Source organism: Maritimibacter harenae, from assembly GCF_009882975.1.
Classification (GTDB): Bacteria; Pseudomonadota; Alphaproteobacteria; order Rhodobacterales; family Rhodobacteraceae; genus Maritimibacter; species Maritimibacter harenae.
This window is the reverse complement of record NZ_WTUX01000012.1, coordinates 114,475-137,939: the sequence shown is the minus strand read 5'-3', so window position 1 is coordinate 137,939 and position 23,465 is coordinate 114,475. Positions and strand designations below refer to the sequence as shown.

Below are 23,465 nucleotides of genomic sequence, written 5' to 3'. Positions count from 1 at the left end.
GCACCGGGGCGCGGACGTGTTGGCGAGTTGCATTCCGCGTCCATGGAACCTTATATCGGGCGAAACTTCCCGGCGAGGCGCGCATGACCAAGAACTATCTCGACTTCGAAAAACCGCTGGCGGAAATCGAAGGCAAGGCCGAGGAACTGCGCGCGATGGCGCGGGCCAATGAAGAGATGGACGTGGAGGGCGAAGCGAAGGCGCTCGACAAGAAGGCCGAGCAGATGCTCGTCGACCTCTACAAGGGCCTGACGCCGTGGCGCAAATGCCAGGTGGCGCGCCACCCGGAGCGCCCGCACTGCAAGGATTACATCGACGCGCTTTTCACGGAATACACGCCGCTTGCCGGTGACCGAAACTTCGCCGACGACCACGCCGTGATGGGCGGGTTGGCCCGGATGGGCGATCAGCCGGTCATGGTGATCGGCCACGAGAAGGGCAACGACACCAAGAGCCGGATCGAACGCAATTTCGGCATGGCGCGTCCCGAGGGTTACCGCAAGGCGATCCGGCTGATGGATCTCGCCGACCGCTTCGGACTGCCGGTCGTGTCGCTGGTCGATACCCCGGGCGCCTATCCCGGCAAGGGTGCCGAGGAGCGCGGGCAATCCGAGGCGATCGCGCGTTCGACCGAGAAGTGTCTTTCGCTCAAGGTGCCGCTGGTGTCGGTGATCATCGGCGAAGGCGGCTCGGGCGGCGCGGTCGCGTTCGCCACGGGCAACAGCGTCATGATGCTGGAGCACTCGATCTATTCCGTGATCAGCCCGGAAGGCTGCGCGTCGATCCTGTGGAAGGATTCCGACAAGATGCGCGAAGCCGCCGAGGCGCTGCGCCTGACCGCGCAGGATCTCAAGGCGCTGGGCGTGATCGAACGGATCATCGGCGAGCCGGTGGGCGGCGCGCACCGCGGCGCCGGGCAGGCCATCTCGGCCGTGGGCCACGCGATCGAGGCCGAGCTGAAAGCGCTGGGCAAGAAAAAGCCCGACGAACTCCGCAACAGCCGGCGTCAGAAATACCTCAAGATGGGGTCGCAGGGCCTCGCCGCCTGACCGGGCGCTGCGCCCGTCTTACCACATCGTGTCGCGGGCGCGCGCGGTCCATTCGAGGTCGTAGCCCTCGCCATCGAATGCTCCGTCGGTGACGTCGCGCAGCATGTCGCCCACGCTGGGCAGGCCGTCCGCGTCGTCGCGCTCCCACAAACCCGCCCGCAGGATCGCACGGGCGCACTGGGCATAGACCTCGGCGACCGTGACCACGATCACCGATCTGGGCAACTTGCCCGCCCGGTCGAACCTTTCGGTCAGCGCCGGGTCGTCTGTCAGCACGGCCGTGCCGTTCACGCGCATCACGTTCATCGAGCCCGGCACCATGAACATCAACGACACGCGCCCGTCGCGCACGATGTTGCGCAGGGTGTCGAGCCGGTTGTTGCCGCGCCAGTCGGGAATCGCGAGCGTGCGGGCATCGAGCACCAGGGCCACCGGGCCGTCATCTCCGCGCGGGCTGCTGTCGGTGCCCTCGGGGCCGACCGTCGAGACCACGCAGAACCGCGCCCGTTCGATCCAGGCGAGGTACGTCGGGATGAGACCGTCCGATACCTTCTTCGTGGCCGGTTCCGACGGTTTGCGGGGATACAGCGCCTCCAGCGCCTCGATGCTGTCAATCTTTCGCATGTGCCGCGGGGTCGAAGCCCGCCTCCCGCATGAGCCGGTCGGAGTTCGTCTCGACCGTGTCCTTGAGCACGGCCATGAAGCTTTCGACGTCGAGCCCCGGTTCGATCGGCGGCAGGAATTCGACCACCGCCGTGCCCGGATACCGGGTCAGCCCGTGCTTGCGCCAGAATACGCCCACGTTGGTGGCCGCCGGGATGCAGCGCTGCCCGGTCTCCGTGTAGATCACGCCGGCGCCGACCTTGTAGGGCTTGGTCGCCCCGGCGGCGACGCGGGTGCCTTGCGGGAAGATGATGAGCTGACCGGGGCGCGAGGCGCCCGAGGCGACGTCGGCCATCATCTGTTTCACCGCCGCCCCGCGCTTGCCGCGATCGACGGGGATGCAGCCGATGGCCCGCGCGAAGTAGCCCAGCACCGGGGTGTAGACGAGCTGCTTCTTCATGATGAATTTCGGCCGGGGCAGGGCCGAGACGAGCAGGATGATGTCGAGAAAGCTCTGGTGTTTCGAGCAGACGAGCACCTCGCCCGTCGGAACCTCGCCCCGCACCTCGGTCTTCAGCCCGATCAGCCAGCGCGCGAGGAATCGCACGACCGCGCAGTAATGCGACACGGCCGTGTAGGCGTAGTCGCGGTTGATGAGCGTCAGGAAGAAGTAGAACACCCCCATCACCCCCATCGCGAGGTAGATGAGGCCGGTGAAGATCAGCGAGCGGATCAATTGCATCACGACAGCTCCCTGAGCGTGGTGTTGGCCGCGCGCCGGGTCGCGGCGAAGGCGACGAGCGCGGCGAGAAGCGGGATCGCGAAGGGCAGGGCCCAATGCCAGCCCTGGAAGCCGAGCCCGGTGAGGAAGCCCCCGCCGACGTCGGCCGAGGGCAGAAGCAGGATCGCGATGACCCCTGCCAGCATTCCCGCGAAGGCGCCGATCAGGGCGCGCAGCGTGAAGCGGCGCACGAAGGCTCCGGCGATGTAGCTGTCGCGCGCCCCCACAAGCCGCAGCACGTGGATCACCTGCGCATTGGCCGCGAGTGCCGCGTTGGCCGCGAGCGTGATGATCGTCCCCGTGGTCGCCGCGATGAGCACGATGGAGATCGCCCCCAGCATGCGCAGCCGGTTCGCCGCCCGCACGAGCGGATCGCGCCAGCGCGTGTGGTCGTCCAGCACCGCGCCCGGCGCTTCACCCGCAAGGCGTTGGCGCAGGCCCTCGGGGTCGTAACCGTCGCCCTCCTCGATCACCTCGATCAGGCGCGGGATCGGCAGGGTGTCGAGCGGCAGGTCCGGGCCGAACCACGGCTCGAGCAGCGCGCGCTGTTCCTCGTCCGTGAGCACCCTGGCATCCGCGACCCCCGGCGTGGTGCGCAACACGTCCATCACCGCGATCACCTGCTGGTCCATCTGCCCTTCGGGCGCCGAGACGCGGATCGTGGAGCTTTGGGCGAGCGCGTCGCCCCACTGCTCGGCCAGCCGCCCGGTGGCGAGCGACAGGGCCAGCGCGAAGACGGCGAGAAACGCCATCGCGCCCGAGGAGAATACGGTGAGATTGGCCGTGAAGCCGGTGGGCGGCACCACCCGGTCGGCCTGCGCATCGCCCCCGATCAGGGCGAAAAGGGGGGCGAGCCGCGCCCTCACAGGTCCGCCCCCGCCAGGAGCACCCGGCCGCCGGAGATCCGCAGCACGCGGGCCTGCACCTGCGCCTTTGCCTGCCGGATGAGGTTCATGTCATGGGTGGCGATGAGCACGGTCTTGCCCATGCGGTTGAGCTCGACCAGCAATTGGAGCAGCCGGAGCGACATTTCCCAGTCGACGTTGCCGGTGGGTTCGTCCGCCAGGATCACCTCTGGCGACAGGATCACCGCCCGTGCGAGCGCGGCCCGCTGGCGTTCCCCGCCCGACAGCTCCGGGGGCAGGGCATCGGTCTGTCCGGTAAGCCCGACCCACTCCAGCAGATCGGCGATATCCTGCACATCCGTGGTGCGGCCGGAGACCATGAGCGGAAGTGCGACGTTCTCGACCACGTTCATGTGGTCCAGGAACTGCACGTCCTGGTGCACGACGCCGATCCGGCGCCGCGCCTCGGCCACGTCGTCGCGGGTCATCGCGCGCACGTCGGCGCCGAACAGCGTCGCGCGCCCCTGCGTGGGCACAAGCGCGCCGTAGCACAGCTTGAGCAGCGTGGTCTTGCCGGCGCCCGACGGGCCGGTCAGGAAATGGAAGGAACCGGGCGCGAGCTTCAGCGATACGTCGGACAACAGCGCGCCCCCGCCGCTGTAGCCATACGAGACTTCCTCGAATTCGATCACCGCTCAGCCTCTCGTCCGTGCCGCCCGTTTTTGCCCCAGCCGGGGAATTGTTGCAATCTCGCGATTGCAAAGGTTTGATTTTCGGGGCTTTGCTTCCCATAGTGGACCCGATCGGGTAGGGCCGGGACAACCGGGCGAGTGAAAGACAGGGCGAGGTGACAGGTCACATGCGGCTGGTATGCCCGAATTGTGGTGCAACGTACGAGGTCGACGATCGCGTGATCCCCGAGGGCGGGCGCGACGTTCAGTGCTCGAATTGCGGTCACGGATGGTTTCAGCGCCACGCGGACGGTTCCCGGGACGAGATCGAGGAGGTGCCGGTGCGGGCCGTCACGGCCGAAGCGGCCTCCGAAGAGACCACCCCCGAAGACGCGGACGAGGGCGAAGCGCCCGGGGCGGAGCCGGAGCGCATGCGCCGGCCGCTTGATGAAAACGTGCGTGGCATCCTCGCCGAAGAGGCGGAGCGCGAGATGCAGGCCCGGGCCCGCGAGGGCGAGCCGGTCGAAACGCAGGGCGACCTGGGCATCGACGACTACACCGACCCCGAGGCCGACCGGCGCCGGCGCGCCCGCGAACAGATGACGAAGGCCCCCTCCTTCGACTCAGACGAAAGCTTCGACCCCGATCTGGCCCCGACGCCTGCCGACCCGGCCAGCCGGCGCGAGCTTTTCCCGGACATCGAGGAGATCAATTCCACGCTGGACGGTCCGCGCGCCGATCGCGCGCCGGTCGACTATGCGATCGACGACGACATCGCGGAGGAGCGTGAGGCCCCGCGCGGCGGTTTCCGGCGCGGCTTTTCCTTCGTGGTCATCGTGGTGGGCGTGGCTTTCGGGGTCTACCTGCTCGCCCCGCAGATCGTGGAGCTGTTCCCCGGCCTGACCGACGAAATGGTCATCTATGTCGACGCGGTGAACCGGCTGTTCGCCGAGGTCGAAGCCCTGATGCAGGCCGCCATCGAACGGATCGAGGAGGCCGCGGGCGACGGGCAGTGACCCGCCCGCGCCATCCTTCGCCCATCATCCGGATCAGAACAGGTCGAGCAGCCGCTCGACGTATTCCCGTTCCAGCTCCGGCCGGTCGGTTTCGCCCGAGCGGCGGCGCAGTTCTTCCATGAGTTCCTCGGCCCGGCGATAGACGTCTTCGCCATCGGCCAGCGGGCTGTCGGAGCCGAGCGCGCCGCGTTCCCCGGCCTCGCGGCCCAGCGGGTCGCGTTCGCTGCCCTGCGGTCCACCGCGCTGGGCGCTCTGGTCGCCCTGCTGGCCCTGCTGCTGTTGCTGGTCCTGGGCTTCGCGGCGCATCGCGTCCTCGAGGTTGCGCATGCCTTCGCGCAGTTCCTCCATCGCGTCGGCCTGCCGGTCGAGCGCCTCGGAGGTGTCGCCCTGTTCCAGCGCCTCGGCGGCGTCGTCCATCGCGCGCCCGGCCCGGTCGAGCGCGCCGCGCGCCGCTTCGCCCTCTTCGGTGCCGGCGCCGGGCAGGTTGTTGCGCTGGCGCTGGAGCTCGTTCTCCAGCTGGCGCTGGCGCTGGGCCAGCTGGCCGGGAAGGTCGCCCTGTCCGGGCTGGGTGCCGTTCTGGCCGGGCTGCTGACCCTGCTGGCCGTCACCCTGCTGTCCCTGTTGGCCCTGTTGCTGACCTTGCTGCCCCTGTTGCCCCTGCTGGCCTTCCTGCCCTTGCTGACCCTGCTGGCCGGGCTGCTGGCCCTGTTGCTGCTGGAACGTCTCGTCCGACAGGTCGCGCTGGTTGCGCAGCGTGTCCTGGAGCCCGCGCATGGCCTCCTGGCCCGGGTTCTGCCCCTGCTGCCCCTGGCCCTGCGTGACCTGCATGTTCTCCATCATCTGCTGGAGCATCTGGAGCATCTGGGCGGCTTCCTCGGTGCGCCCCTGCCGCATCAGTTCCTCGATGCGGTCCATCATCTCCTGCAGGTCCTGCTGGGTCATCTCCATCTGTTCGCCGGAGTTGGGTTCGTCCGTCTGGTTCTGCGGCTCGGCGTTGCGGGCGAGCTCTTCCATGTAGTTGCGCATCGCCTCGCGCAGCTCGTCCATCAGTTCGGACAGCTCATCGGGCGTCGCGCCCTGGCGCATGGCTTCCTGGAGCCGTTCCTGCGCCCGGCGCAGCCGTTCCAGCGCGTCCGACAGCGCCCCTTCTTCAAGCTCGATCGCGAGATCCCAGAGCGCCTGGGCGACCTCGTCGCGCACGGACGGGTTCAGGTCGTCCTCTTCCAGCGGGCCCAGGGAGGCGCGCAGCATCTCGGCCTGTTCGGTCTTCGGGAAGAATCCCTCCGGGTCGTGGGACACGGCACGCAGGATGCGCGCGGCGCGTTCGGCGTTCTGCGTGGTCCACAGGATGTCGCGCCGCATCTCGATGACCGCTTGCGCGATCGGGTGGAGGAACCGGCGCCCCGGCAGGGTGATCTCGACCGGATCGGAGGTGCCGGTCTGCCCCGCCGCGTCCTCGGCGGTGAAGGTGAGCGAGACGGGCATCTCGGCCCAGGGATGCTCGGCGAAGTTCTCGACCAGCAGTTCCTCGACCTCCTGGCGCGAACCCCGGAAGGGCATCGGCAGGTCGACGACGATGGGTTCGCGCGGTTCGGGCTCGGCCGCGAGGCCGTGGTCGCGCTCCACCCGGTCGAGGTCGAGTTCGACCGTGGCCGTGCCGGTGGCCACGCCGTAATCGTCGGTCGCGCGGAAGCCCTGGCGCATTTCTCCGACGAGCGTGCGGCTGAGTTCGCCCGCCACCTCGATCGCCGGGTCGGCGTCGTCGATGGCGGTGACCTGCCAGCTGTCCTCGCCGATGGTCAGCGTGCCGTCCCCGTCGATGGTGAAGAGGCGTGTCGGCACGGGCTCGGCCGGCGGCTCGTCCGACCATGTCTCGTTGATGTCGATCTCGTCGACCTTGCCGTAGAGGCGCAGCGTGACGCGCGAGCCTTCGGGCACCGCGAGCGCGCCGGGGTCCTGGTCGGCGAGGTAGAGCGTCGGCTTGCCGGTGTAGGCGGGCGGTTCCACCCAGCCTTCCCAGCTGGCCTGGGCCACCTGGTCGCCCGCGCCGCCGGGGATCATCGCGGTCAGGCCCGGCCCCGCGGCGCGCACACCGAACAGGGCGGCGACGGCCAGCGCCGTGAGGGCGACAAGGCGGAGCGCGTAGGGGTCGCGGGGGGCGAGGTCGGCTTTCGGCGCCTGCGCCCTGGCCGCGTCGAGCTTGGCGGCCATGCGCACCAGGTGGGCGTCCCACACGGCGCGAGAGGCGGGGTCGGCGGCGCCGATGGCCTGCGCGTCCGAAAGGGCCGCGATGGGGGCCCCGGGCAGCGTGGAATCGAGCCGCGCTAAGGCTTCCATCCGTGTCGGCGCGCGGTAGCGGGTGAAGCCCCAGATCAGCGTGGCGAGCGCGGCGACGGCCGCGACGCCCCCAACCACCTGCGTGGTCCAGATCGGCGTCACGGCGGACAGGCCGGACAGCGCCCAGGCCAGCGCGAGGAAAATGACCGTCGCGAGCGGCCAGAACGCCCGTGTCAGCCGTTCGACGAAGAGGCTCGCCCAGGTCAGGCGAAGCGGGCGTCTCACCCGGCGGGCGGCGGCATCGGGAAGGTTGTCGTAGCGCTCCATAGGGGCCTTTCGCGGTTGCGCGGCCCCGCTCTCAGATCAGAGCCACTCGGGTATCGTATCGCGGGCCAGCATCTCGTCAAAGGTCGGGCGCGCGCGGATAACCGCGAAGTGATCCCTGTCCACCAGCACCTCGGGGATGAGCGGGCGGGAATTGTATTCAGAGGCCATCACGGCACCGTAGGCCCCGGCCGAGCGGAAGGCGACCAGGTCGCCCGCGGCGAGCGACGGCAGGTTGCGCGCCTTGGCGAAGGTGTCGCCGGTTTCGCAGACCGGGCCGACGATGTCGTAGGGGCTCTGCTCGACGCCCGGAGCGGGTTCCTGCACGGGCACGATGTCGTGGTAGGCGTCGTACATCGACGGGCGCACGAGGTCGTTCATCGCACTGTCGAGAATGAGAAAATCGCGCCCCTCGCCCTGCTTCAGGTAGATCACCGAGCTCACCATGATCCCGGCGTTGCCCGCAATCAGCCGGCCCGGCTCGATCTCGATCTCGCAGCCGAGATCCCCGACCGTTTCGCGAATCACCTGGCCGTATTCGATCGGCAGCGGCGGCGCCTGGTTGTCGCGTTCGTAGGGGATGCCGAGCCCGCCGCCCAGGTCGAGGCGGGTGATCTCGTGCCCGTCCTCACGCAGCGCGTGAGTGAGGGCGGCCACCTTCTCGTAGGCTGCGCGGAAAGGTGCCAGATCGGTCAGCTGGGAGCCGATGTGGACGTCGATCCCCACCACCTTCAGCCCCGGAAGGTCGCGAATCTCGGCATAGACCTCGCGCGCCCGGGCGATCGGGATGCCGAACTTGTTCTCGGACTTGCCGGTGGCGATCTTCGCGTGGGTCTTGGCGTCCACGTCCGGGTTCACGCGCACGGTGACGGGCGCGGTGACGCCCAGCTCGGTCGCGACCTCGGACAGCGCGTGCATCTCGGGCTCGCTCTCGAGGTTGAACTGGCGGATGCCGCCGGTCAGGGCCAGGCGCATCTCCTCGCGCGTCTTGCCGACACCGGAGAACACGATCCGCTCGCCGGGAATGCCGGCGGCGACCGCGCGGCGGTATTCCCCGCCGGACACCACGTCGACCCCGGCGCCCATGTCGCCCAGAAGCTTGATCACCGCGAGGTTGGAATTGGCCTTCATCGCGAAACAGATCAGGTGATCCATGCCCGCGAGCGCCTCGTCGAACACCTCGTAATGGCGGCGCAGGGTGGCGGCGGAATAGACGTAGACCGGCGTGCCGACGTTGCGGGCGATGTCCGCGACCGACACGTCCTCGGCGTGGAGAACGCCATCCTTGTAGAGAAAGTGGTCCATCCCGGGCCCTCCTGATAACGACGCACGCCCTACACCGGCCCTTGCGCGCGATCAATGCGGATCGATGTGCGGTCGTGTTTCCTGTGCCAGCCGCCGCAATGGGACATCGGGGCGGGCACGCCGTTTCCGCGAGAAAACCAATTGCCGAGAAAACCAACTTTTGTCCGGAACCGATCACAGTGTTGCCCGATTTCACGGCGATACAATTCCGTGTTGGGGCGATGACTGTAGAAAGATCAATTATGGACCGATTGACCGAAATGGAGGCGTTCGCCACAGTCGTGGATCAGGGCGGTTTCACGGACGCGGCGAAAAAGATGGGGATTTCCAAGTCTGCCGTATCCAAGCACGTTTCCTCGCTCGAGGCGCGCCTGGGTGCCCGTCTTCTCAACCGCACCACGCGCCGCGTGTCGCCGACCGAGATCGGGTTGGCCTATTACGACCGCGCCCGCCGGGTTCTCAACGATGCAGGAGAGGCCGACGCGCTGGTCACCTCGATGCAGAGCGCGCCGTCGGGGCTTCTGCGGATCTCGGTGAACACCGATTTCGGCGTGAACCACCTGTCGCCGGTCCTGGGCAAGTTTCTCCAGGATTTCCCGGAAGTGAACGTGAACATGGTGCTCAACAACCGCTACGTCGAGCTGATTTCCGAGGGCTTCGACATGGCGATCCGCGTGGGCGAGATGGAGGACAGCTCGCTGCGCGCACGCAAGATCGCCGAAACGACCCGCCGCATGGTGGGCAGCCCGGCGTATTTCCAGAAATACGGGCGCCCGATGCGCATCGACGATCTGAACGAGCACAAGCTTCTGCACTACAGTTCGCAATCCTCGGGCAACGTGTGGAAGGTGCCGGCCCCGTCGGGCGAGGTGCGCCAGGTGCGTACCGCCGGGTGGTTGTCGGTCAACGATGGCCAGTCGCTGCTCAACGCGGCCATCGCCGGGCTCGGCATCGCCTACCTGCCCAGCTTCCTCTACGCCGACGCGATGGAGCAGGGGCTGGTCGAGGATGCGATCCCCGATCTGCCGCAGGACGTTCAGGGCATCTACGCGGTCTATCCGCCGGGACGGTTCACCCAGCCGAAGGTCCGCGCATTCATCGATTTCCTCGTCACCGCCTTCAACGAAAAAGGCCCCGACAACTGGTAAGATCGGGGGCCACAGGTCCGGATTGAACGACGCGCCGGCGGGGTCTCCACCCGCCGGCGCGTTTCGTATTCACTGCGTCACGGCCGCGACAGACGTTTCCCGGGCGCCCGCGCGCCGCTAGCATGGACCATCGACACGCGCGGGAGGTTTCGATGGTCAGCTGGGTCGACGTGGCATCCTATATCGCACCGGTCCTGGTGTTCATGTCCTTCTTCATGAAGGAGATCGTGCCGCTCCGGCTGGTCGCGATCGCCAGCAACGTGGCCTTCGCGCTCTACGGGATCGGCGCGGGCCTCGTCCCCATCGTCGTGCTGCATGCGGTGCTTCTCCCGCTCAACGTGTGGCGTGTGATCGAGTACAAGCGGCTGGAGCGGAAGGTGCGCGACGCCTCGCAGGGAGCGGCGGCGGTGGAGAAGATCGTGCCGCTCATGTCCGAGGCGCGCGCCGGGGCGGGCGAGACCCTCTTTCGCAAGGACGACCGCGCCGATGCGCTTTATTACCTCGTCGAGGGGCGCATCCGGTTCGAGGAGGTCGACACCGAGATCGGGCCGGGCACGGTCTTCGGGGAGATCGGCATGTTCCTCGGGGAGGCCCGCCGCACCGCGACCGCAACCTGCCTCGAGCCCTGCGTGCTGCGCGCGCTGCCGCGCCGGCGCGTGGAGCAGCTGGTCATGGTCGACCCGGGCTTCGGTCTGTTTCTCACGCGCCTGATCACGCAGCGCATGTCCGACAACCTGGACGCGGCGCAGCGCGCCTGATCCGGGCCGCCTGCCCGGTCTTGGCGCAGTTTTCCTTCCGCTGGCAGGGGTCTTGCCGTTAGCGTGAGCTGACATTGCCTGTGGAGGGACACGTGCCGATCTGGTTGGAAATCACGTCCTACGTCGCCTCGGCGCTGGTGTTCTTGTCCTTCTTCATGAAGGAAATCGTACCCCTTCGCCTCATCGCCATCGTTTCGAACATCTTCTTCATGATCTACGCGATCGGGGCCGGTTTGCTGCCGATCCTGATCCTCGACGCGGCCCTCCTGCCGCTGAACATCTGGAGGGTGATCGAGTACAAGCGGCTGGAACGGAAGGTGCGCGCCGCGTCCCAGGGGACGGTGGAGGTCGAGAAGATCGTGCCCCTCATGACCGGGCGCCGGGTGGACGAGGGCGAGGTTCTGTTCCGCAAGGGCGACGCGGCGGAAGAGCTCTACTACCTTGCCGAGGGTCGCATCCGCTTCGACGAGGTCGACGTGGAGATCGGCCCGGGCACCGTTTTCGGCGAAGTGGGCGTGTTCCTCGACGACGAAGGGCGCACGGCCACTGCCACCTGCGTCGAGGGCGGCGAAATCCGGACCCTGTCGCGCAAACGGGTGGAGCAGCTGGTGATGGTCGACCCGGGCTTCGGCCTGTTCCTCACCCGGCTGATCGCCGCGCGCCTGACCGCCAACATGGCCGGGATGTCCCGGGCCTGAGCCGGGTGCGGCGGATTGTCGGCTGTCACAGGACCGGCGCCTGGGCATGGTATTGATCGGGTCACGCAGGGCTGATCGAATGGGGCCGAAGACCGGATGAGGATGGGAACATGAAACTCAACGACAAGGTCGTGGTCGTCACGGGCGGCGGCAGCGGGATCGGGCGCGAGCTGGTGCTGGGCCTTCTGGCCCGGGGTGCGCGGGTCGCCGCGATCGACATCCACATGGACACGCTCGAAGAGACAGCCAAGCTTGCCGATGCGGGTGACCGTCTGTCGCTTCACGAGGGCAATATCGCGGACCGCGACGCGGTCCTGAAGCTGCCGTCGGCGATCGAGGCGGTGCACGGTCCCGTGGACGGGCTGATCAACAACGCGGGCGTGATCCAGCCGTTCGAGGATTTCAACGATCTCGATTTCGACGTGATCGACCGGATGGTGAACATCAACCTCATGGGCCCGCTCAACATGACCAAGGCGTTCCTGCCGGGGCTGATGACCCGACCCGCCGCGCACCTGGTGAACGTGGCCTCGATGGGGGCCTTCATCCCGTTCCCGGGACAGACCATGTACTCGGCCACGAAGGCCGGCGTGAAGCTGGCGACCGAGGGGATCTATTCCGAGCTGATGAACACCAACGTCGACGTGTCCGTGGTCATGCCCGGCGCCGTTAAGACGCACATATCCGAGAATTCCGGCGTCGAGATGCACGGCGACCCGGAGGCCGCCGCGAACGCGAAGATGACGCTGGCCCCTGACGCGGCGAAGACGATCCTCGACGGGATGGAGGCGGGCAAGCTTCACATCCTGATCGGCTCCGACGCGCGGATGCTGTGGCGGCTCGTCCGGCTGGCCCCGGCCTGGGCGATCGGGTTCATCCAGAAGCAGATGGCGAAGATGGTGAAGTAGCGGCCGTCACTGGGTGGTGACGAGGATCGCCTCGACGCGGCGGTTCTGCGTGCGCCCCTCGGCGGTCTGGTTCGTGGCCAGCGGCGACAGGTACCCGATCCCCTCGGCCTCCAGCCGCGCGGGGTCGACACCGTAATCGGTGACCAGCCTGTCGCGGACCGAGGTGGCGCGCCCCTTGGAAATCGCAATGTTCGGGGCAAGCCCCCCTTGCGCGTCGGTATGTCCCACGAGCGCCACGCGGGCGTCCGGGTGGGTCTCGAGATAGGTCGCCAGGTCGGCGAGGCTGTCGTAGGTGCCGCCGCCCAGCGTGGTCGAGCCGGTCTCGAACTCGAGGTCGGTGAGCACGTAGCGCCCGACGGTTTCCATCGCCGTGCCGACCTCGCCCAACGCGGCCTCGGGCACGGCGACCTCCGTGTCCGCAGGCAGCTCCGGTTCGCTCACGTCCACGTCGGGTGTTTCCACCTGGCCCGGCGGGCTGACCTCGATCACCTGGATGAAGCCGGCGCTGGGCGAGCGGCTGACCAGCACGCTGGCGAACAGGCCGCTGTCGCCGGGGACATGGGCCGACAGGAAATGGAAATCGCCCAGGTCGACGTGCATCTCGGGTTCCTGCACGATCCGGGTGTCGAACCGGAAGGCGTAGCCGCCGCAGCTTTCCTCGTCGCATTCGAAGAGGATGTCGTAGCCCGCCTCCTCCAGCTGCTGCCGGAAGCCCAGCATGATCTGGTAGCTCGACAGCCCGGTGCCGCCAAGCCGGTAGGCACGCACGTCGATTTCCCCCTCCGCGCGCACCGTGGCCATGCGGTCGCCGTCATGCGGGCCGATGGGCAGGGCATAGCTGCCCAGGTCCTCGTGCGCCTCGAAGCGCAGGGCGGCCCCGTCGGGGGGCGAAATCTTGGCCAGGGCCGGCACGCCAAGCGCGGCCAGCAGCACCGGCAGGAGGAGGTGTCGGATCATCGGGCCTGCGCGTGATAGGCGTCGTTGGGCTGCATGTCGGTCGCCGCGGCGACCCGGTTGGACATGTTGTAGAAACCGGCGGTCGAGGCGATGTCGAAGATGTCGCGGTCGGAAAAACCCGCGTCGCGCAGCGCCTGGCGGTCGGATTCCTCGATCTTGGCAGGGCTTTCCGTCAGCTTCTCGGCGAAGTGGAGCATCGCCGACTGGCGCGCGTCGAGATCGGCAGCGCGGAAGTTCATCACCATCGCTTCGCCGAGCTTCGGGTCGCCCGAAAGCTGGCGCACGGCCGCGCCGTGGGCGACAAGGCAGTACCAGCACTTGTTCACGCTGCTCACCACGACCGCGATCATTTCGCGTTCGAGCTTGGACAGGCCGCTGTCGCCCAGCATCAGGTCGTTGTACATCGCCGTGAAGGCGTTGAGCTTGTCGATGTCGAAGGCATAGGCGCGCAGCACGTTGGGCACCATGCCCAGCTTCTCCTCGCAGATGTCGAAGTATTTCTGCGTCGCCTCGGGCAGCGGGTCGACCTGGGGCAGGTCGAGGGCCATGATCCGGTCCGTCATGTCGAAGCCTCCTCGTGCTTGATCCGGTAGTGATATTGTCCGCGCAACCGCATGCCAAGCGCGGCGTAGAGCGGGTTGGCGGCGGTGTTGGCCTGCGTGACGGCGAGCCCGACGACAGACGCCCCGTGGTCCTGGGCCCAGATCGCGGCATGTTTGAGGAGCCGGCGGGCCACGCCGCGGCGCCGTACGTCGGGCAGGACGTGGAGGGCATGGATCATCGCGATATCGCCCGAGACCGCGACGAAGGCCGCCCCGCCCACGTCCTGGCCGGCGCGTTGAAGGATGCCGGCCTTGGGCGCGGGGGCGCGCTCCATCACCGCCTGCCGCGCCGCATCGATTCCGCCGTCCGTCCAGATGTCGCGGATCATGGCGAGCGGCGGCCACATGGCATAGCCGACCCCCATCGGAAGCGCCCGGTCCCCGGCCAGCGTGGCGGCGTCGATGGCCCAGAGGTTGGTCGGGTCCAGCAGGTCGTAGCCGTGGGTGGCCAGCAGGTTGTCGAGGCGCTCCTCGCCGTCGCGCACCATGAACTGCGGCACCTGGCCCAGCTCGCGCATTGCGGCTTCGGCGGTGGGCAGGTCGGCCTCGGTCACCGGCCAGTCCTCGGTGGCCGAGGAGACGCGGTTGCCGCCACCTTCGCCGGTCCGGATCGTCCAGGCGCCCGCGCGGCGGATGTCGGCGGCCGGCCAGGTGGCCAGCAGGGCATCGACCAGCGTGCGGCTGTCGGGCAGTGGGGGCACGTTCACGCGCCGGCCCCGCGGAAAAGCTCGGACAGGCGCAGCATCGCGGCGTCGATGTCGGCCCCGTTCTCGCCCCGGATGACGATGTTTGACCCGAAGGCCCCGTTCTGCTGGAACGGGTAGGAGCCGATCGAGAGGTCCGGGAAATCCGCGGCCAGTTCGCGCAGCGGATCGGCCAGCTCGCCCTCGGGCTTGTCGATGCGGAGCGACTGGCTCAGAAGCGGCGCGCCGCCCTTGATCGCGGGCAGGACCGAGGCGACCATCGCCTCGAAGATCGTGGGCACACCGGCCATGACGTGGACGTTGCCCAGCGTGAAGCCGGGGGCCACGGACACCGGGTTCTCGATCAGGGTCGCGCCATCGGGGATACGCGCCATGCGCAGGCGCCCTTCGGTCACTTCCACGCCGCGGCTTTCGTAATGGCGCAGGAGAAGGTCGCGGGCGTCGTCGCGCACGTCGATATGCGTGTCGAAGGCGGCGGCGACGCAGTCGGCGGTGATGTCGTCATGGGTGGGGCCGATGCCGCCCGAGGTGAACACGTGATCGTAGGCGTCCGACAATGCGGTGACGGCGGAGACGATCGCGTCGCGGTCGTCCGAGACCACCCGCGCCTCCTTCAGGTCGATGCCATGCGCGTTGAGCGCCTGGGCCAGCACGTGCATGTTGATGTCGCGCGTGCGGCCGGACAGGATTTCATCGCCGATGACGAGCATCGCGGCGGTGGGATTTGGCATGAAGGCCCCCTCGGTTGGCTCGCGCGGACCATAATCCGTTTTTTCGCGGTCCAAAAGGACGAGTTGGGCGCGGTCCGTCGGGTCCACGCGCCCATGCGGCGGTTCCCCGCGGGGCATGGGCGGTTGCGCGCCGCCCTTGAAAATCACTTTTCCGGAAAACCGGAAAAGTGGAATTCGTGTGGGCAATGATCTCAACGGGTTGGCGTGGTTCCGGCGCTTGAAAGGTTGACGTTGCGGCAAGAGACGCGCCCATGCGTCCTTCGCAGAATGCTCAGGCGCGCCCGCCGCCGGCCGACAGGTGCGAAGGATCGATGCCCAGCTTGCTCAGCGCGCGCGACCATTTCGACGCGTTGTCCGGGTCGAATACGATCGCGGCATCCGCGTCGACGGTGAGCCAGGCGTTGTCCTGCAATTCTTCCTCGAGCTGCCCGGGGCCCCAGCCGGCATACCCGAGCGCGGTCAGCGACTGCTCGGGCCCGGCGCCCTTGGCGATATCCTCGAGGATGTCCTTGGTCGCGGTCATGCCGAAGCTCTGGTCCACGGCCAGCGTGCCCGCGCTTCCCGCGTAGTCGCCGGAGTGCAGCACGAAGCCGCGCCCGCCCTCGACGGGACCGCCGAAATGCACGCCGATGCCGGTGCTGCCCTGGCCCGGCACGATCTCAAGCTGGTCGAGCACGTCGTCCAGCTTGATGTCGGGCACGGTCTTGTTGACGATCAGCCCCATCGCGCCCTCGTCGGAATAGGCGCAGAGGAACACCACGCTGTTCTCGAAGCGCGGATCGCCCATGCCGGGCATGGCGACGAGCAGTTTGCCCACGAGGTCGTTGTATTGAGTGGTCTTCGGCATGCTCCACAGATGGGCATGGGCCATGCTGGTTTGCAAGTGCTCCGCGACGATCGCGCACGGTTGGCAGGAATGTGACTTTTGCTTCATGCCGCAGCGGCTATATCGGGGGGCATGGCGATGAAATCAGCATCACTCCTCGCGCTCCTGTGCGCCCTTGCAGCCCCGTCTTTCGCGCAGCCCCGGCCGGCGGACGTCACGCTCCTGCCCGGCTGGCGCATGGAGAACGGCAACCACATGGCCGCGATCCGCGTCACCCTGTCGGACGGGTGGAAGACCTACTGGCGCGCGCCCGGCGATGGCGGCATCCCGCCCGAGGTCGACTGGTCGCGCTCCGACAATATCGCGGGTGTCACGTTCCACTGGCCGGTGCCGCAGGTGATCCGCCAGGGCAACGTCACCACGGTCGGCTACAAGCACGAACTCGTGCTGCCGATGGAGCTAGAGCCCACCCGGCCCGGGGAGCCGATCCGGGTCGACGCCGACCTGCTCGTCGGGATCTGCGAAGAGATCTGCGTGCCGCTCGAGGCCGAGCTCGACGCGGTGCTGGGCGGCGGCACGGCGGGGCAAGACCCTGCGATCCTGGCCGCGCTCGCCAACCTGCCGGAATCGGGTGAAGCCGCCGGTGTCGTCACCGCGTCCTGCGAGAGCGAGGACCTGGCCGACGGCGTCCGCCTGACAGCGCGGATCGAGATGCCCGCGCTGGGGCCGGACGAGACCGTCGTGATCGAGGCCGCGGACCCGGCGATCTGGGTCTCCGAAGCCTCCACCGACCGCACCGGTTCCGGCGCGCTCGTGGCTGCGGCCGACATGGTGCCCCCCGATGGCAAGCCGTTCGACGTGGCGGGCGACGACGTGCGCCTGACCGTGCTCGCCGATGGCCGGGCCGTCGACATCCGGGGCTGTCCGCTCGACTAGACGCGGCGCGGCCGCATCACGAAGGCGGCCGCGTAGGCAAGGAGCGACACCAGCGCCGCGCCTGCCACGAACAGCGCCGCCGCCAGCCCGATGCTGCCACCCCCGCCGGGCAGGTGCCCGGTGACCAGCACCCAGCCCATCGTCACGGCGAACAGCGCTGCCACCGCCGCCACGGCGGTGCCCAGGATGCGCGCGAGCCACGGTGCGCGCCGGCCCGCGGCCAGCGCGTATCGCAGGGCGCTGACCTGGCGGCGCACATCCTCCTGCATGGCGAGGATCGCGGGCACCACCAGCAGCACCAGCACGAAGCCGAAACCCAGGCCGTAGACCAGCGTCACCACCGTGGGTTTGAGGAACTGCGCCTGTTGCGAGCCTTCGAACAGGAGCGGCAGAAGCCCAAGCACCGTGGTCGCGGTGGTCAGGAACACCGGGCGGAGGCGGTCGGCGGTGCCGTCGATGATGGCCGGGATGATGCCCCGCTCTTCGGCGTATTCGTCGATGGTCGACACCAGCACGATCGAGTCGTTGATGATGATCCCCACCATGCCGATCAGCCCGACGACGGAGAACATCGACAGGGGGATATCCCAGGCGTTGTGCCCGAAGATCGCGCCGATCAGGCCGAAGGGGATGATCGCCATCACCACGAGCGGCCGGGTCCAGCTGGAGAAGATCCAGGCGAGCACGATGAAGATGCCGACGAGGCAGATGATCAGCCCGACCAGCGCGTCGGACAGGAACTCGTCTTCCTGTTCGGACAGACCCGCGAAGACATAGTCGACGCCGAAATCCTCGGCGATGGTGGGCAGGATGGTCTGCTCCAGCGCCAGCCGGATATCCTCGGCGCGTTCGGCGTCCTCTTCGTCCAGGTCGCCCGTCACCTCGACCACGCGCAGCCCGTTTTCGCGGTTCACGCTGGCAAAGCCCGTGCGCGAGGTGATCGACACGATGTCGGCGAGGTTTACATAGCTGCCCGACGCGGCACGCAGCTGCGAACGTTCGAGGAAGGCGAGCGTGAGTTCGTCCTCCGGCAGCTCGACCCGGATCGCGGCCGAGCGCATGCCGTCCGGGTAGGTCGCCGCCTCGATCCCCGACAGCCGGTTGCGCAGCACCTGGCCCACTTCGTCGATGGTGAAGCCCAGCGCGCGGCCCTGCGGGGTGAGCTCCAGCACGAGCTCTTCCTTGTCGTAGGACAGGCTGTCCTCGAGCGCCGAGGTTTCCTGGTATTCGCCCAGCGCGGTCTTGAGCGCCTCGGCCGCGGCCTTCAGCGTGTCGTTGTCCGCCCCGATCAGCTGGATGTCGAGCGCGTCCCCGCCGGGCCCGAAGCGCCCGCCGCGGAAGGTGAATTCCTCGAGCAGCGCGTGCTGGGGCACCGCGTCCTGCACGATCGAGACGAATTCGAACGAGGAATAGGGCCGCAGGTCCGCGTCGATCAGCTCGATCGTGACGGAGCCGAGCTGGTCGGGTTCCTTGTCGTCGGCGCTGGCGAGTCCGCGGCCCGAAGAGCCGCCGATCTCGGCCAGGACATAGGTGATCGGGTTGCGCCCGTGCTCTTCCTCCAGCTCTTGCCCGGTCGCATCGATCGCGGCCTGAAGCTTGCGCAGGAAATCGAGCGTGTCTTCGCGCGTGGCGCCGTTCACCATCGCGAAGTTGCCGGTCACGGTGCCCCGTTCCGGTGCGTTGAAGAACCGGAACGGCACGTCGCCCCGGATGAAGAGCGCCGCCTGCGTGGCGAGCGCGAGGATCGCGGCGGCAAGCACCGCGAACCGGGCACGCACGACCAGCCCCATGAAGGGCCGGAACAGGCGGTCGCGCACGAAGCGGAAACCCTTGTTCACCTGTCGCGAAGGCCAGTCGTACCAGTGCTCCTTCGCGGCATGGGCCAGCGCGTGTGACATGTGGTTGGGCAGGATCAGGAAGCACTCGACGAGCGAGGCGGTGAGCACCGCGATCACGGTGAAGGGCACGTCGGCGATGAACTGACCGAAACGCCCCCCGATCAGCACGAGGCCGAAGAAGGCGATGATGGTGGTCAGGGTCGAAGAAAAGACCGGCGAGAACATGCGCCGCGCGGCGTTCTCCGCCGCTTCGACGGGGCCTTCGCCGCGCCGTCGCGCGCGGAAGTCGGCATGTTCGCCCACCACGATGGCGTCGTCCACCACGATGCCCAGCGTGATGATCAGCGCGAAGAGCGAGATCATGTTTATCGTCAGCCCGAAGGCATACATGATCGCCACCGCCGCAAGCATCGACACCGGGATGCCCGCCGCGACCCAGAGCGCGGTGCGCGCGTTCAGGAAGAGAAACAGCGTGATGAGCACCAGCCCGAGGCCCATCAGGCCGTTGTCCATCAGGATGTTGAGGCGCCCGGTGATGAGCTCCGCGCGGGTGCGCACCAGGTCGATGGACACGCCTTCGGGCAGGGTCGACATCATCTCGGCCGCCACAGCCTCGACCGTGCGCTGGATGCCGATGGCGTCGCCCGCCTCGTTGCGGTTGACCTGGATCGTGACGGCCGGGTTGTCGCCCACGAAGAAGGCGCGTTCGCGGTCGATGCCCTCGACGCGGATGTCGGCCACGTCGCCGATGGTGAGCGTGCTCCCGTCAAGCTCGGAGCGCAGGACGATCGCCGCGATCTCCTCGGCACTGCGTTTCTCGACCCCGGCCCGCACCCGCGCCGCACCGGAGGACACGTTGCCCGCCGGGCTCGCCTCGGCCTCGCCCGCGATGGCCTGGGCGATCTCGGCCATCGTCACGTCGTAGCGCACGAGGTCGGCCGTCTCGACCTCGACCACGGTCTGGGGCGCCACGACCCCGTTTATCTCGGTGCGTGTCACGCCTTCCTGGAAGAGGCGTGCGACCATCTCGTCGGAAAACCGGGCGAGCTGGTCGGTGCCCACCGGGCCGGTGATGACCACGTCCGTAACCCGGTCTGACCAGCCGCCGCCGGAGACGTTCGGATCCTCGGCCGCGTCGGGCAGGTTGGTGACCGTGTCGATGGCGCCCTGCACGTCGTCCATCGCCTGGGCCATGTCCCAGCCCGGTTCGAATTCCAGCCGGATGTAGGCGCTGCCTTCACGCGCCCGGGACGAGCTTTCGTCGACACCGTCCACGGTCAGGAGAGTGGGTTCCAGCACCTGGATGATGCCCGCGTCCACGTCCTCGGCGCCCGCGCCCTCCCATGCGACGGTCACGCGGATGTCGTCGACGATCACGTCGGGAAAGAACTGCGCCCGCATATTGGGCAGCGCCATCGCCCCGGCCACGATCAGGAGCACGAACAGCAGGTTCGCGACCGTGGCGTGCCGGGTGAAGTAGGACAGGATGCCGCCGGAACCGGGACGCGTCACCATCGATCAGCCTCCCATGCGGCTTTCGATGCGCTCGACCATGCTCGCGGGCACCTCGGGTTTGCGCAGCTGGGTGAGGATGCGTGCCTTGGCCTCGTCCGGCATCATCTGGTTGCGTTCGATGAAGGTGATCAGGCGCTCGCGCCGGTCGTCGTCGAGCGTGATGGTCTGGGGAATGGCCGGCGTCGCGGCCTCGGCACCGTCGGCGGGCGCACGCTGCGGCCGGATGCGGATGCCCGCGCCCAGCGTGGGGGTGCGTTCGGCCACGACCTCGCGTCCCGCAAGGTCGCCGACCCGGATCAGCACGGTTTCGCCCTGCCGCCGCGCGACGTCGACGGGGACTTCTTCAAGCCGGTCTTCGTCGCCCAGCACGAGTACGGTGGAGCCTGACGACACGGCGGAGGACGGGAGCGCGGCCACATCCGCAATCGCCGGTTCGCGCACGCGCACGGTCACGAAATCGCCGGGGCGGAAGCCGGCCGGGTTCGACAGCGACGCGAAGATGAGCCGGCCGGTCTGGCCGTCCCCGACCGCCGCGCTTTCGCGCGCGATGCTGCCGGTCGCGATCAGGTCTATGCCGGAAACATCCTGGCTGACCGTGACCTCTGCGGGGATCAGGTCGCCGTCCTCGTCCAGAAGCCGCGTGTATTGCGCGGTGGACAGGCGGAAGTTGACCTCGAGCGCGTCGGGGTCGACCAGCGTGGCGAGCTGTTCGTTGGCGGTGACGAGTCGGCCCTCGAGCGCGGCCACGTCGGCCAGCGCGCCGGTGAAATCGGCGGTGATCGTCGCTTCGTCCCGACGCCGCTCGGCCTCGGCCAGGGCGATGCGGGCGCGTTCCAGCGCGATCTCGGCGGACGACACGCGGGCGCGGGCGGCGTTGAGGTTGGAGCGCGCGGCGAGGACGGCCTGCTCGGCGGTGCTCTCCGCGAGCCGCGCGTTTTCGAGCTCTGCCGCGAGCCCCACGCCACGGTCGAGCAGGTCCTGCTGGCGGTTCGCCGCGGTCTGGCGCAGTTCGTATTGCCGGCGGGCGCTTGCGAGGTCGTCCTGCTCCAGTGCGAGTGCGGCCTTGGCGTCGGAGACCTCCGCCTCGGCCTCGGCCACGTCGGCGCGGGCCAGCGCGACGGCATCCTCGAGGTCTGTGGGGTCGATGGTGACGAGCATCTGGCCCGCCTGAACCCGCCCGCCCTCGACGAAGGCGTCGGCCAGGTCGACCACGGTGCCCGTCGTGCGCGCCCGGATTTCCAGGGTGCGGCGCGAGATGACCTCGCCAAAGGCTTCAAGGACGGGGGCCACGGTTTCCGGTGTGACCGTCACGACGTCCGCCGAGTAGACCCGTTCACGCGCGGGCATCGAGCCGCCGTCGCGGGCCATGCGGGTCTGCACGGCATCGCGCACCACGTAGGCGGCAAGACCCAGCGCGGCGACGGTCAGCGAGACGAGAAAGAGGCCGACGAGCGACCGGCGAAGAAAGCGCATATGTGAAACCGTTCAGCTTTGCTGCAATACTGTGCCCGTGCCCGGTGAAACAGTCCATCGGGCAGTTTTGACAAGCCTGTTACGCGCTCAAACGGCCGGTGGCTTCATTTCCGTCGCTGATGTTCGTCGAGACGGGGAAATATCTCGACGAAATTGCATGGCGCGTGGCGGTAGTCGAACTGGTGCACCAGGATTTCGTCCCACGCGTCCTTGCAGGCCCCGGTGGAGCCGGGCAGGGCGAAGAGGTAGGTGCCGTTCGCCACGCCGCCGGTGGCGCGGCTCTGGACCGCCGATGTGCCGATCTTCTGCATCGAGACGATGGTGAAGACGGTCCCGAAGGCGTCGATTTCCTTCTCGTAGACATCGCGATGCGCCTCCACCGTCACGTCGCGGCCCGTCAGCCCGGTGCCCCCGGTGCTCAGGACCACGTCGATGTCCGGGTTGGCGCACCAGTCGCGGAGCTTGGCCGCGATCACCTCGCGCTCGTCCTTCACGATGGTCCGGTCGGCGAGAACGTGACCCGCCGCCTCGATGCGGCCCACCAGCGTGTCGCCGGAGCGGTCGTCGTCCCTCGTGCGGGTGTCGGAGACCGTCATCACCGCGATGCGGACCGGGATGAAACTCTTTTCGCTCATGCGAGATCCCTCAATTTCGCCTGGATGTCGAGGAGATCCGCCCATGCCTCGCGCTTGGCGACCGGGTTTCGCAGCAGGAAGGACGGGTGGAACGTCGGCATGGCGGGGCGGTCGAGCACCGTCTGCCACTGGCCCCTGAGCCGGGTGATGCCCTGCCGCCCCAGAAGCGCGGTGAGGGCGATGTTGCCCATCGGCACGATCACGTCCGGGTCGGCCAGCTCGATGTGACGCAGCAGGAACGGGGTGAACATCTCGATCTCGTCCGCCGTCGGATTGCGGTTGCCGGGCGGGCGCCACGGCACGACGTTGGTGATGTAGATCGCGGATTGCGCATCCGGCGAGCGGCGGTCGAGCCCGATGGCCGCGAACATCTGGTCGAGCAGCCGGCCCGCGCGCCCCACGAAGGGCAGCCCTTCGCGGTCTTCCTCGGCACCGGGGCCTTCGCCCACGACCATGACGCGCGCGGCGGGGTTGCCGTCGGCGAAGACGAAGGAGCGCGCACCCTTCCTGAGCGGCGAACCCTCGAAGCCGCGCAGGGTTTCTGCCAGCGTGTCGAGGTCGGCGGCCGCCCCCGCCTGCGCCTTGGCCTGCGCGACCCAGTCGGTCGCGCTCGGCGTCGCCGCGGGCGGCGGCGCGTCGTTGGCGGCCGTCGGTGCGGGGGCCGCGGGTTTCGCGGGCTCCGGCGTCACCTCGTAGCGGTTGATCGGCGCCTCCGCGACCGTGTCGGTCACGCCCAGCTCGACATACCATTCGAGCAGCGCTTTCGCCTGATGCCAATCCAGAGCCGATTCCATGCCGCACAAGGTATGCCGGGGCGCGGGGGGCGTCCATGCCGCTTCGCGGGTCCTGCGGGGCCACCGGGGAT

22 protein-coding genes are annotated in these 23,465 nt (G+C 68.3%); 7 read left to right on the top strand and 15 right to left on the bottom strand.

All coding sequences use genetic code 11. The features are described from left to right. Window positions 1-83 precede the first annotated feature (83 nt). Window positions 84-1,049: an acetyl-CoA carboxylase carboxyltransferase subunit alpha gene (locus tag GQE99_RS10940; protein WP_161351653.1), complete on the top strand. Its 966-nt coding sequence runs from the start codon at window positions 84-86 to the stop codon at window positions 1,047-1,049. 18 nt (window positions 1,050-1,067) lie between these two features. On the opposite strand, the gene GQE99_RS10935 is transcribed toward GQE99_RS10940, so the two are convergent. Genes GQE99_RS10935 through GQE99_RS10920 form a run of 4 tightly spaced genes read right to left on the bottom strand, consistent with a single transcriptional unit; the run spans window position 1,068 to window position 3,970 of the window. Next, window positions 1,068-1,673 carry a pyridoxamine 5'-phosphate oxidase family protein gene (locus GQE99_RS10935; protein WP_161351652.1) on the bottom strand — a complete coding sequence of 202 codons (606 nt, stop codon included), beginning with the start codon at window positions 1,671-1,673 and terminating at the stop codon, window positions 1,068-1,070. Next, window positions 1,660-2,394 (bottom strand): lysophospholipid acyltransferase family protein, encoded by a 735-nt coding sequence (locus tag GQE99_RS10930; RefSeq protein ID WP_161351650.1) that lies wholly within the window; start codon window positions 2,392-2,394, stop codon window positions 1,660-1,662. Before GQE99_RS10930 ends, GQE99_RS10935 begins: the two co-directional genes overlap by 14 nt. After that, the gene (locus GQE99_RS10925; RefSeq protein ID WP_161351648.1) at window positions 2,394-3,299 is read right to left on the bottom strand and encodes a cell division protein FtsX; all 906 of its coding nucleotides are present in this window, start codon (window positions 3,297-3,299) and stop codon (window positions 2,394-2,396) included. The genes GQE99_RS10930 and GQE99_RS10925 overlap by 1 nt, the downstream gene beginning before the upstream one ends. Then, entirely contained in the window at window positions 3,296-3,970 is a 675-nt protein-coding gene (locus GQE99_RS10920; protein ID WP_161351646.1) for a cell division ATP-binding protein FtsE, read from the bottom strand. The genes GQE99_RS10925 and GQE99_RS10920 overlap by 4 nt, the downstream gene beginning before the upstream one ends. A 167-nt stretch (window positions 3,971-4,137) precedes the next feature. Between GQE99_RS10920 and GQE99_RS10915 the strand changes: the two genes are divergently transcribed. Continuing rightward, a complete protein-coding gene (locus GQE99_RS10915; RefSeq protein WP_161351645.1) occupies window positions 4,138-4,965 on the top strand; it encodes a zinc-ribbon domain-containing protein in 828 nt (275 codons plus the stop codon). Window positions 4,966-4,998: 33 nt separating this feature from the next. Here GQE99_RS10915 and GQE99_RS10910 read toward each other — a convergent pair whose 3' ends face one another. Both GQE99_RS10910 and lysA read right to left on the bottom strand, forming a co-directional pair. Beyond that, entirely contained in the window at window positions 4,999-7,569 is a 2,571-nt protein-coding gene (locus tag GQE99_RS10910; RefSeq protein WP_161351643.1) for a TIGR02302 family protein, read from the bottom strand. Window positions 7,570-7,605: 36 nt separating this feature from the next. Further along, window positions 7,606-8,871: a diaminopimelate decarboxylase gene (gene lysA, locus GQE99_RS10905; protein WP_161351641.1), complete on the bottom strand. Its 1,266-nt coding sequence runs from the start codon at window positions 8,869-8,871 to the stop codon at window positions 7,606-7,608. A gap of 242 nt (window positions 8,872-9,113) precedes the next feature. Between lysA and GQE99_RS10900 the strand changes: the two genes are divergently transcribed. The 4 genes from GQE99_RS10900 to GQE99_RS10885 all read left to right on the top strand — a co-directional run bounded on the left by GQE99_RS10900 (window position 9,114) and on the right by GQE99_RS10885 (window position 12,383). After that, complete coding sequence (locus GQE99_RS10900) at window positions 9,114-10,019, top strand: LysR family transcriptional regulator (protein WP_161351640.1); 906 nt, start codon at window positions 9,114-9,116, stop codon at window positions 10,017-10,019. Window positions 10,020-10,171: 152 nt separating this feature from the next. Continuing rightward, window positions 10,172-10,777, top strand: a complete 606-nt coding sequence (locus tag GQE99_RS10895; protein ID WP_235917196.1) for a Crp/Fnr family transcriptional regulator — start codon at window positions 10,172-10,174, stop codon at window positions 10,775-10,777. A 92-nt stretch (window positions 10,778-10,869) separates the two neighbouring features. Continuing rightward, the gene (locus tag GQE99_RS21860; RefSeq protein ID WP_161351638.1) at window positions 10,870-11,475 is read left to right on the top strand and encodes a Crp/Fnr family transcriptional regulator; all 606 of its coding nucleotides are present in this window, start codon (window positions 10,870-10,872) and stop codon (window positions 11,473-11,475) included. A gap of 110 nt (window positions 11,476-11,585) precedes the next feature. Beyond that, entirely contained in the window at window positions 11,586-12,383 is a 798-nt protein-coding gene (locus GQE99_RS10885; protein WP_161351637.1) for an SDR family NAD(P)-dependent oxidoreductase, read from the top strand. Window positions 12,384-12,389: 6 nt separating this feature from the next. Here GQE99_RS10885 and GQE99_RS10880 read toward each other — a convergent pair whose 3' ends face one another. The 5 genes from GQE99_RS10880 to GQE99_RS10860 all read right to left on the bottom strand — a co-directional run bounded on the left by GQE99_RS10880 (window position 12,390) and on the right by GQE99_RS10860 (window position 16,224). Continuing rightward, the gene (locus GQE99_RS10880) at window positions 12,390-13,340 is read right to left on the bottom strand and encodes an OmpA family protein (RefSeq protein WP_161351636.1); all 951 of its coding nucleotides are present in this window, start codon (window positions 13,338-13,340) and stop codon (window positions 12,390-12,392) included. Continuing rightward, on the bottom strand, window positions 13,337-13,903 hold the full coding sequence (locus tag GQE99_RS10875; RefSeq protein ID WP_161351635.1) for a peroxidase-related enzyme: 567 nt from the start codon (window positions 13,901-13,903) through the stop codon (window positions 13,337-13,339). The genes GQE99_RS10880 and GQE99_RS10875 overlap by 4 nt, the downstream gene beginning before the upstream one ends. Next, window positions 13,900-14,649 carry a GNAT family N-acetyltransferase gene (locus GQE99_RS10870; RefSeq protein WP_328794090.1) on the bottom strand — a complete coding sequence of 250 codons (750 nt, stop codon included), beginning with the start codon at window positions 14,647-14,649 and terminating at the stop codon, window positions 13,900-13,902. The genes GQE99_RS10875 and GQE99_RS10870 overlap by 4 nt, the downstream gene beginning before the upstream one ends. Continuing rightward, on the bottom strand, window positions 14,646-15,377 hold the full coding sequence (locus GQE99_RS10865) for a competence/damage-inducible protein A (RefSeq protein WP_161351634.1): 732 nt from the start codon (window positions 15,375-15,377) through the stop codon (window positions 14,646-14,648). Before GQE99_RS10865 ends, GQE99_RS10870 begins: the two co-directional genes overlap by 4 nt. Before the next feature lie 271 nt (window positions 15,378-15,648). Then, window positions 15,649-16,224 carry a YqgE/AlgH family protein gene (locus GQE99_RS10860; RefSeq protein WP_161351633.1) on the bottom strand — a complete coding sequence of 192 codons (576 nt, stop codon included), beginning with the start codon at window positions 16,222-16,224 and terminating at the stop codon, window positions 15,649-15,651. A 117-nt stretch (window positions 16,225-16,341) separates the two neighbouring features. Here GQE99_RS10860 and GQE99_RS10855 point away from each other — a divergent pair, with 117 nt between their 5' ends. Then, entirely contained in the window at window positions 16,342-17,139 is a 798-nt protein-coding gene (locus tag GQE99_RS10855; RefSeq protein WP_161351632.1) for a protein-disulfide reductase DsbD domain-containing protein, read from the top strand. On the opposite strand, the gene GQE99_RS10850 is transcribed toward GQE99_RS10855, so the two are convergent. From GQE99_RS10850 to GQE99_RS10835, 4 genes are all read right to left on the bottom strand, one after another. Next, window positions 17,136-20,492 (bottom strand): efflux RND transporter permease subunit, encoded by a 3,357-nt coding sequence (locus GQE99_RS10850; protein WP_161351631.1) that lies wholly within the window; start codon window positions 20,490-20,492, stop codon window positions 17,136-17,138. The genes GQE99_RS10855 and GQE99_RS10850 overlap by 4 nt on opposite strands. A 3-nt stretch (window positions 20,493-20,495) precedes the next feature. Continuing rightward, window positions 20,496-21,965 (bottom strand): efflux RND transporter periplasmic adaptor subunit, encoded by a 1,470-nt coding sequence (locus GQE99_RS10845; RefSeq protein ID WP_161351630.1) that lies wholly within the window; start codon window positions 21,963-21,965, stop codon window positions 20,496-20,498. A 104-nt stretch (window positions 21,966-22,069) separates the two neighbouring features. Next, on the bottom strand, window positions 22,070-22,600 hold the full coding sequence (moaB, locus tag GQE99_RS10840) for a molybdenum cofactor biosynthesis protein B (protein ID WP_235917195.1): 531 nt from the start codon (window positions 22,598-22,600) through the stop codon (window positions 22,070-22,072). Continuing rightward, window positions 22,597-23,394: a uracil-DNA glycosylase gene (locus GQE99_RS10835; RefSeq protein ID WP_161351628.1), complete on the bottom strand. Its 798-nt coding sequence runs from the start codon at window positions 23,392-23,394 to the stop codon at window positions 22,597-22,599. Before GQE99_RS10835 ends, moaB begins: the two co-directional genes overlap by 4 nt. Between the last annotated feature and the right edge of the window lie 71 nt (window positions 23,395-23,465).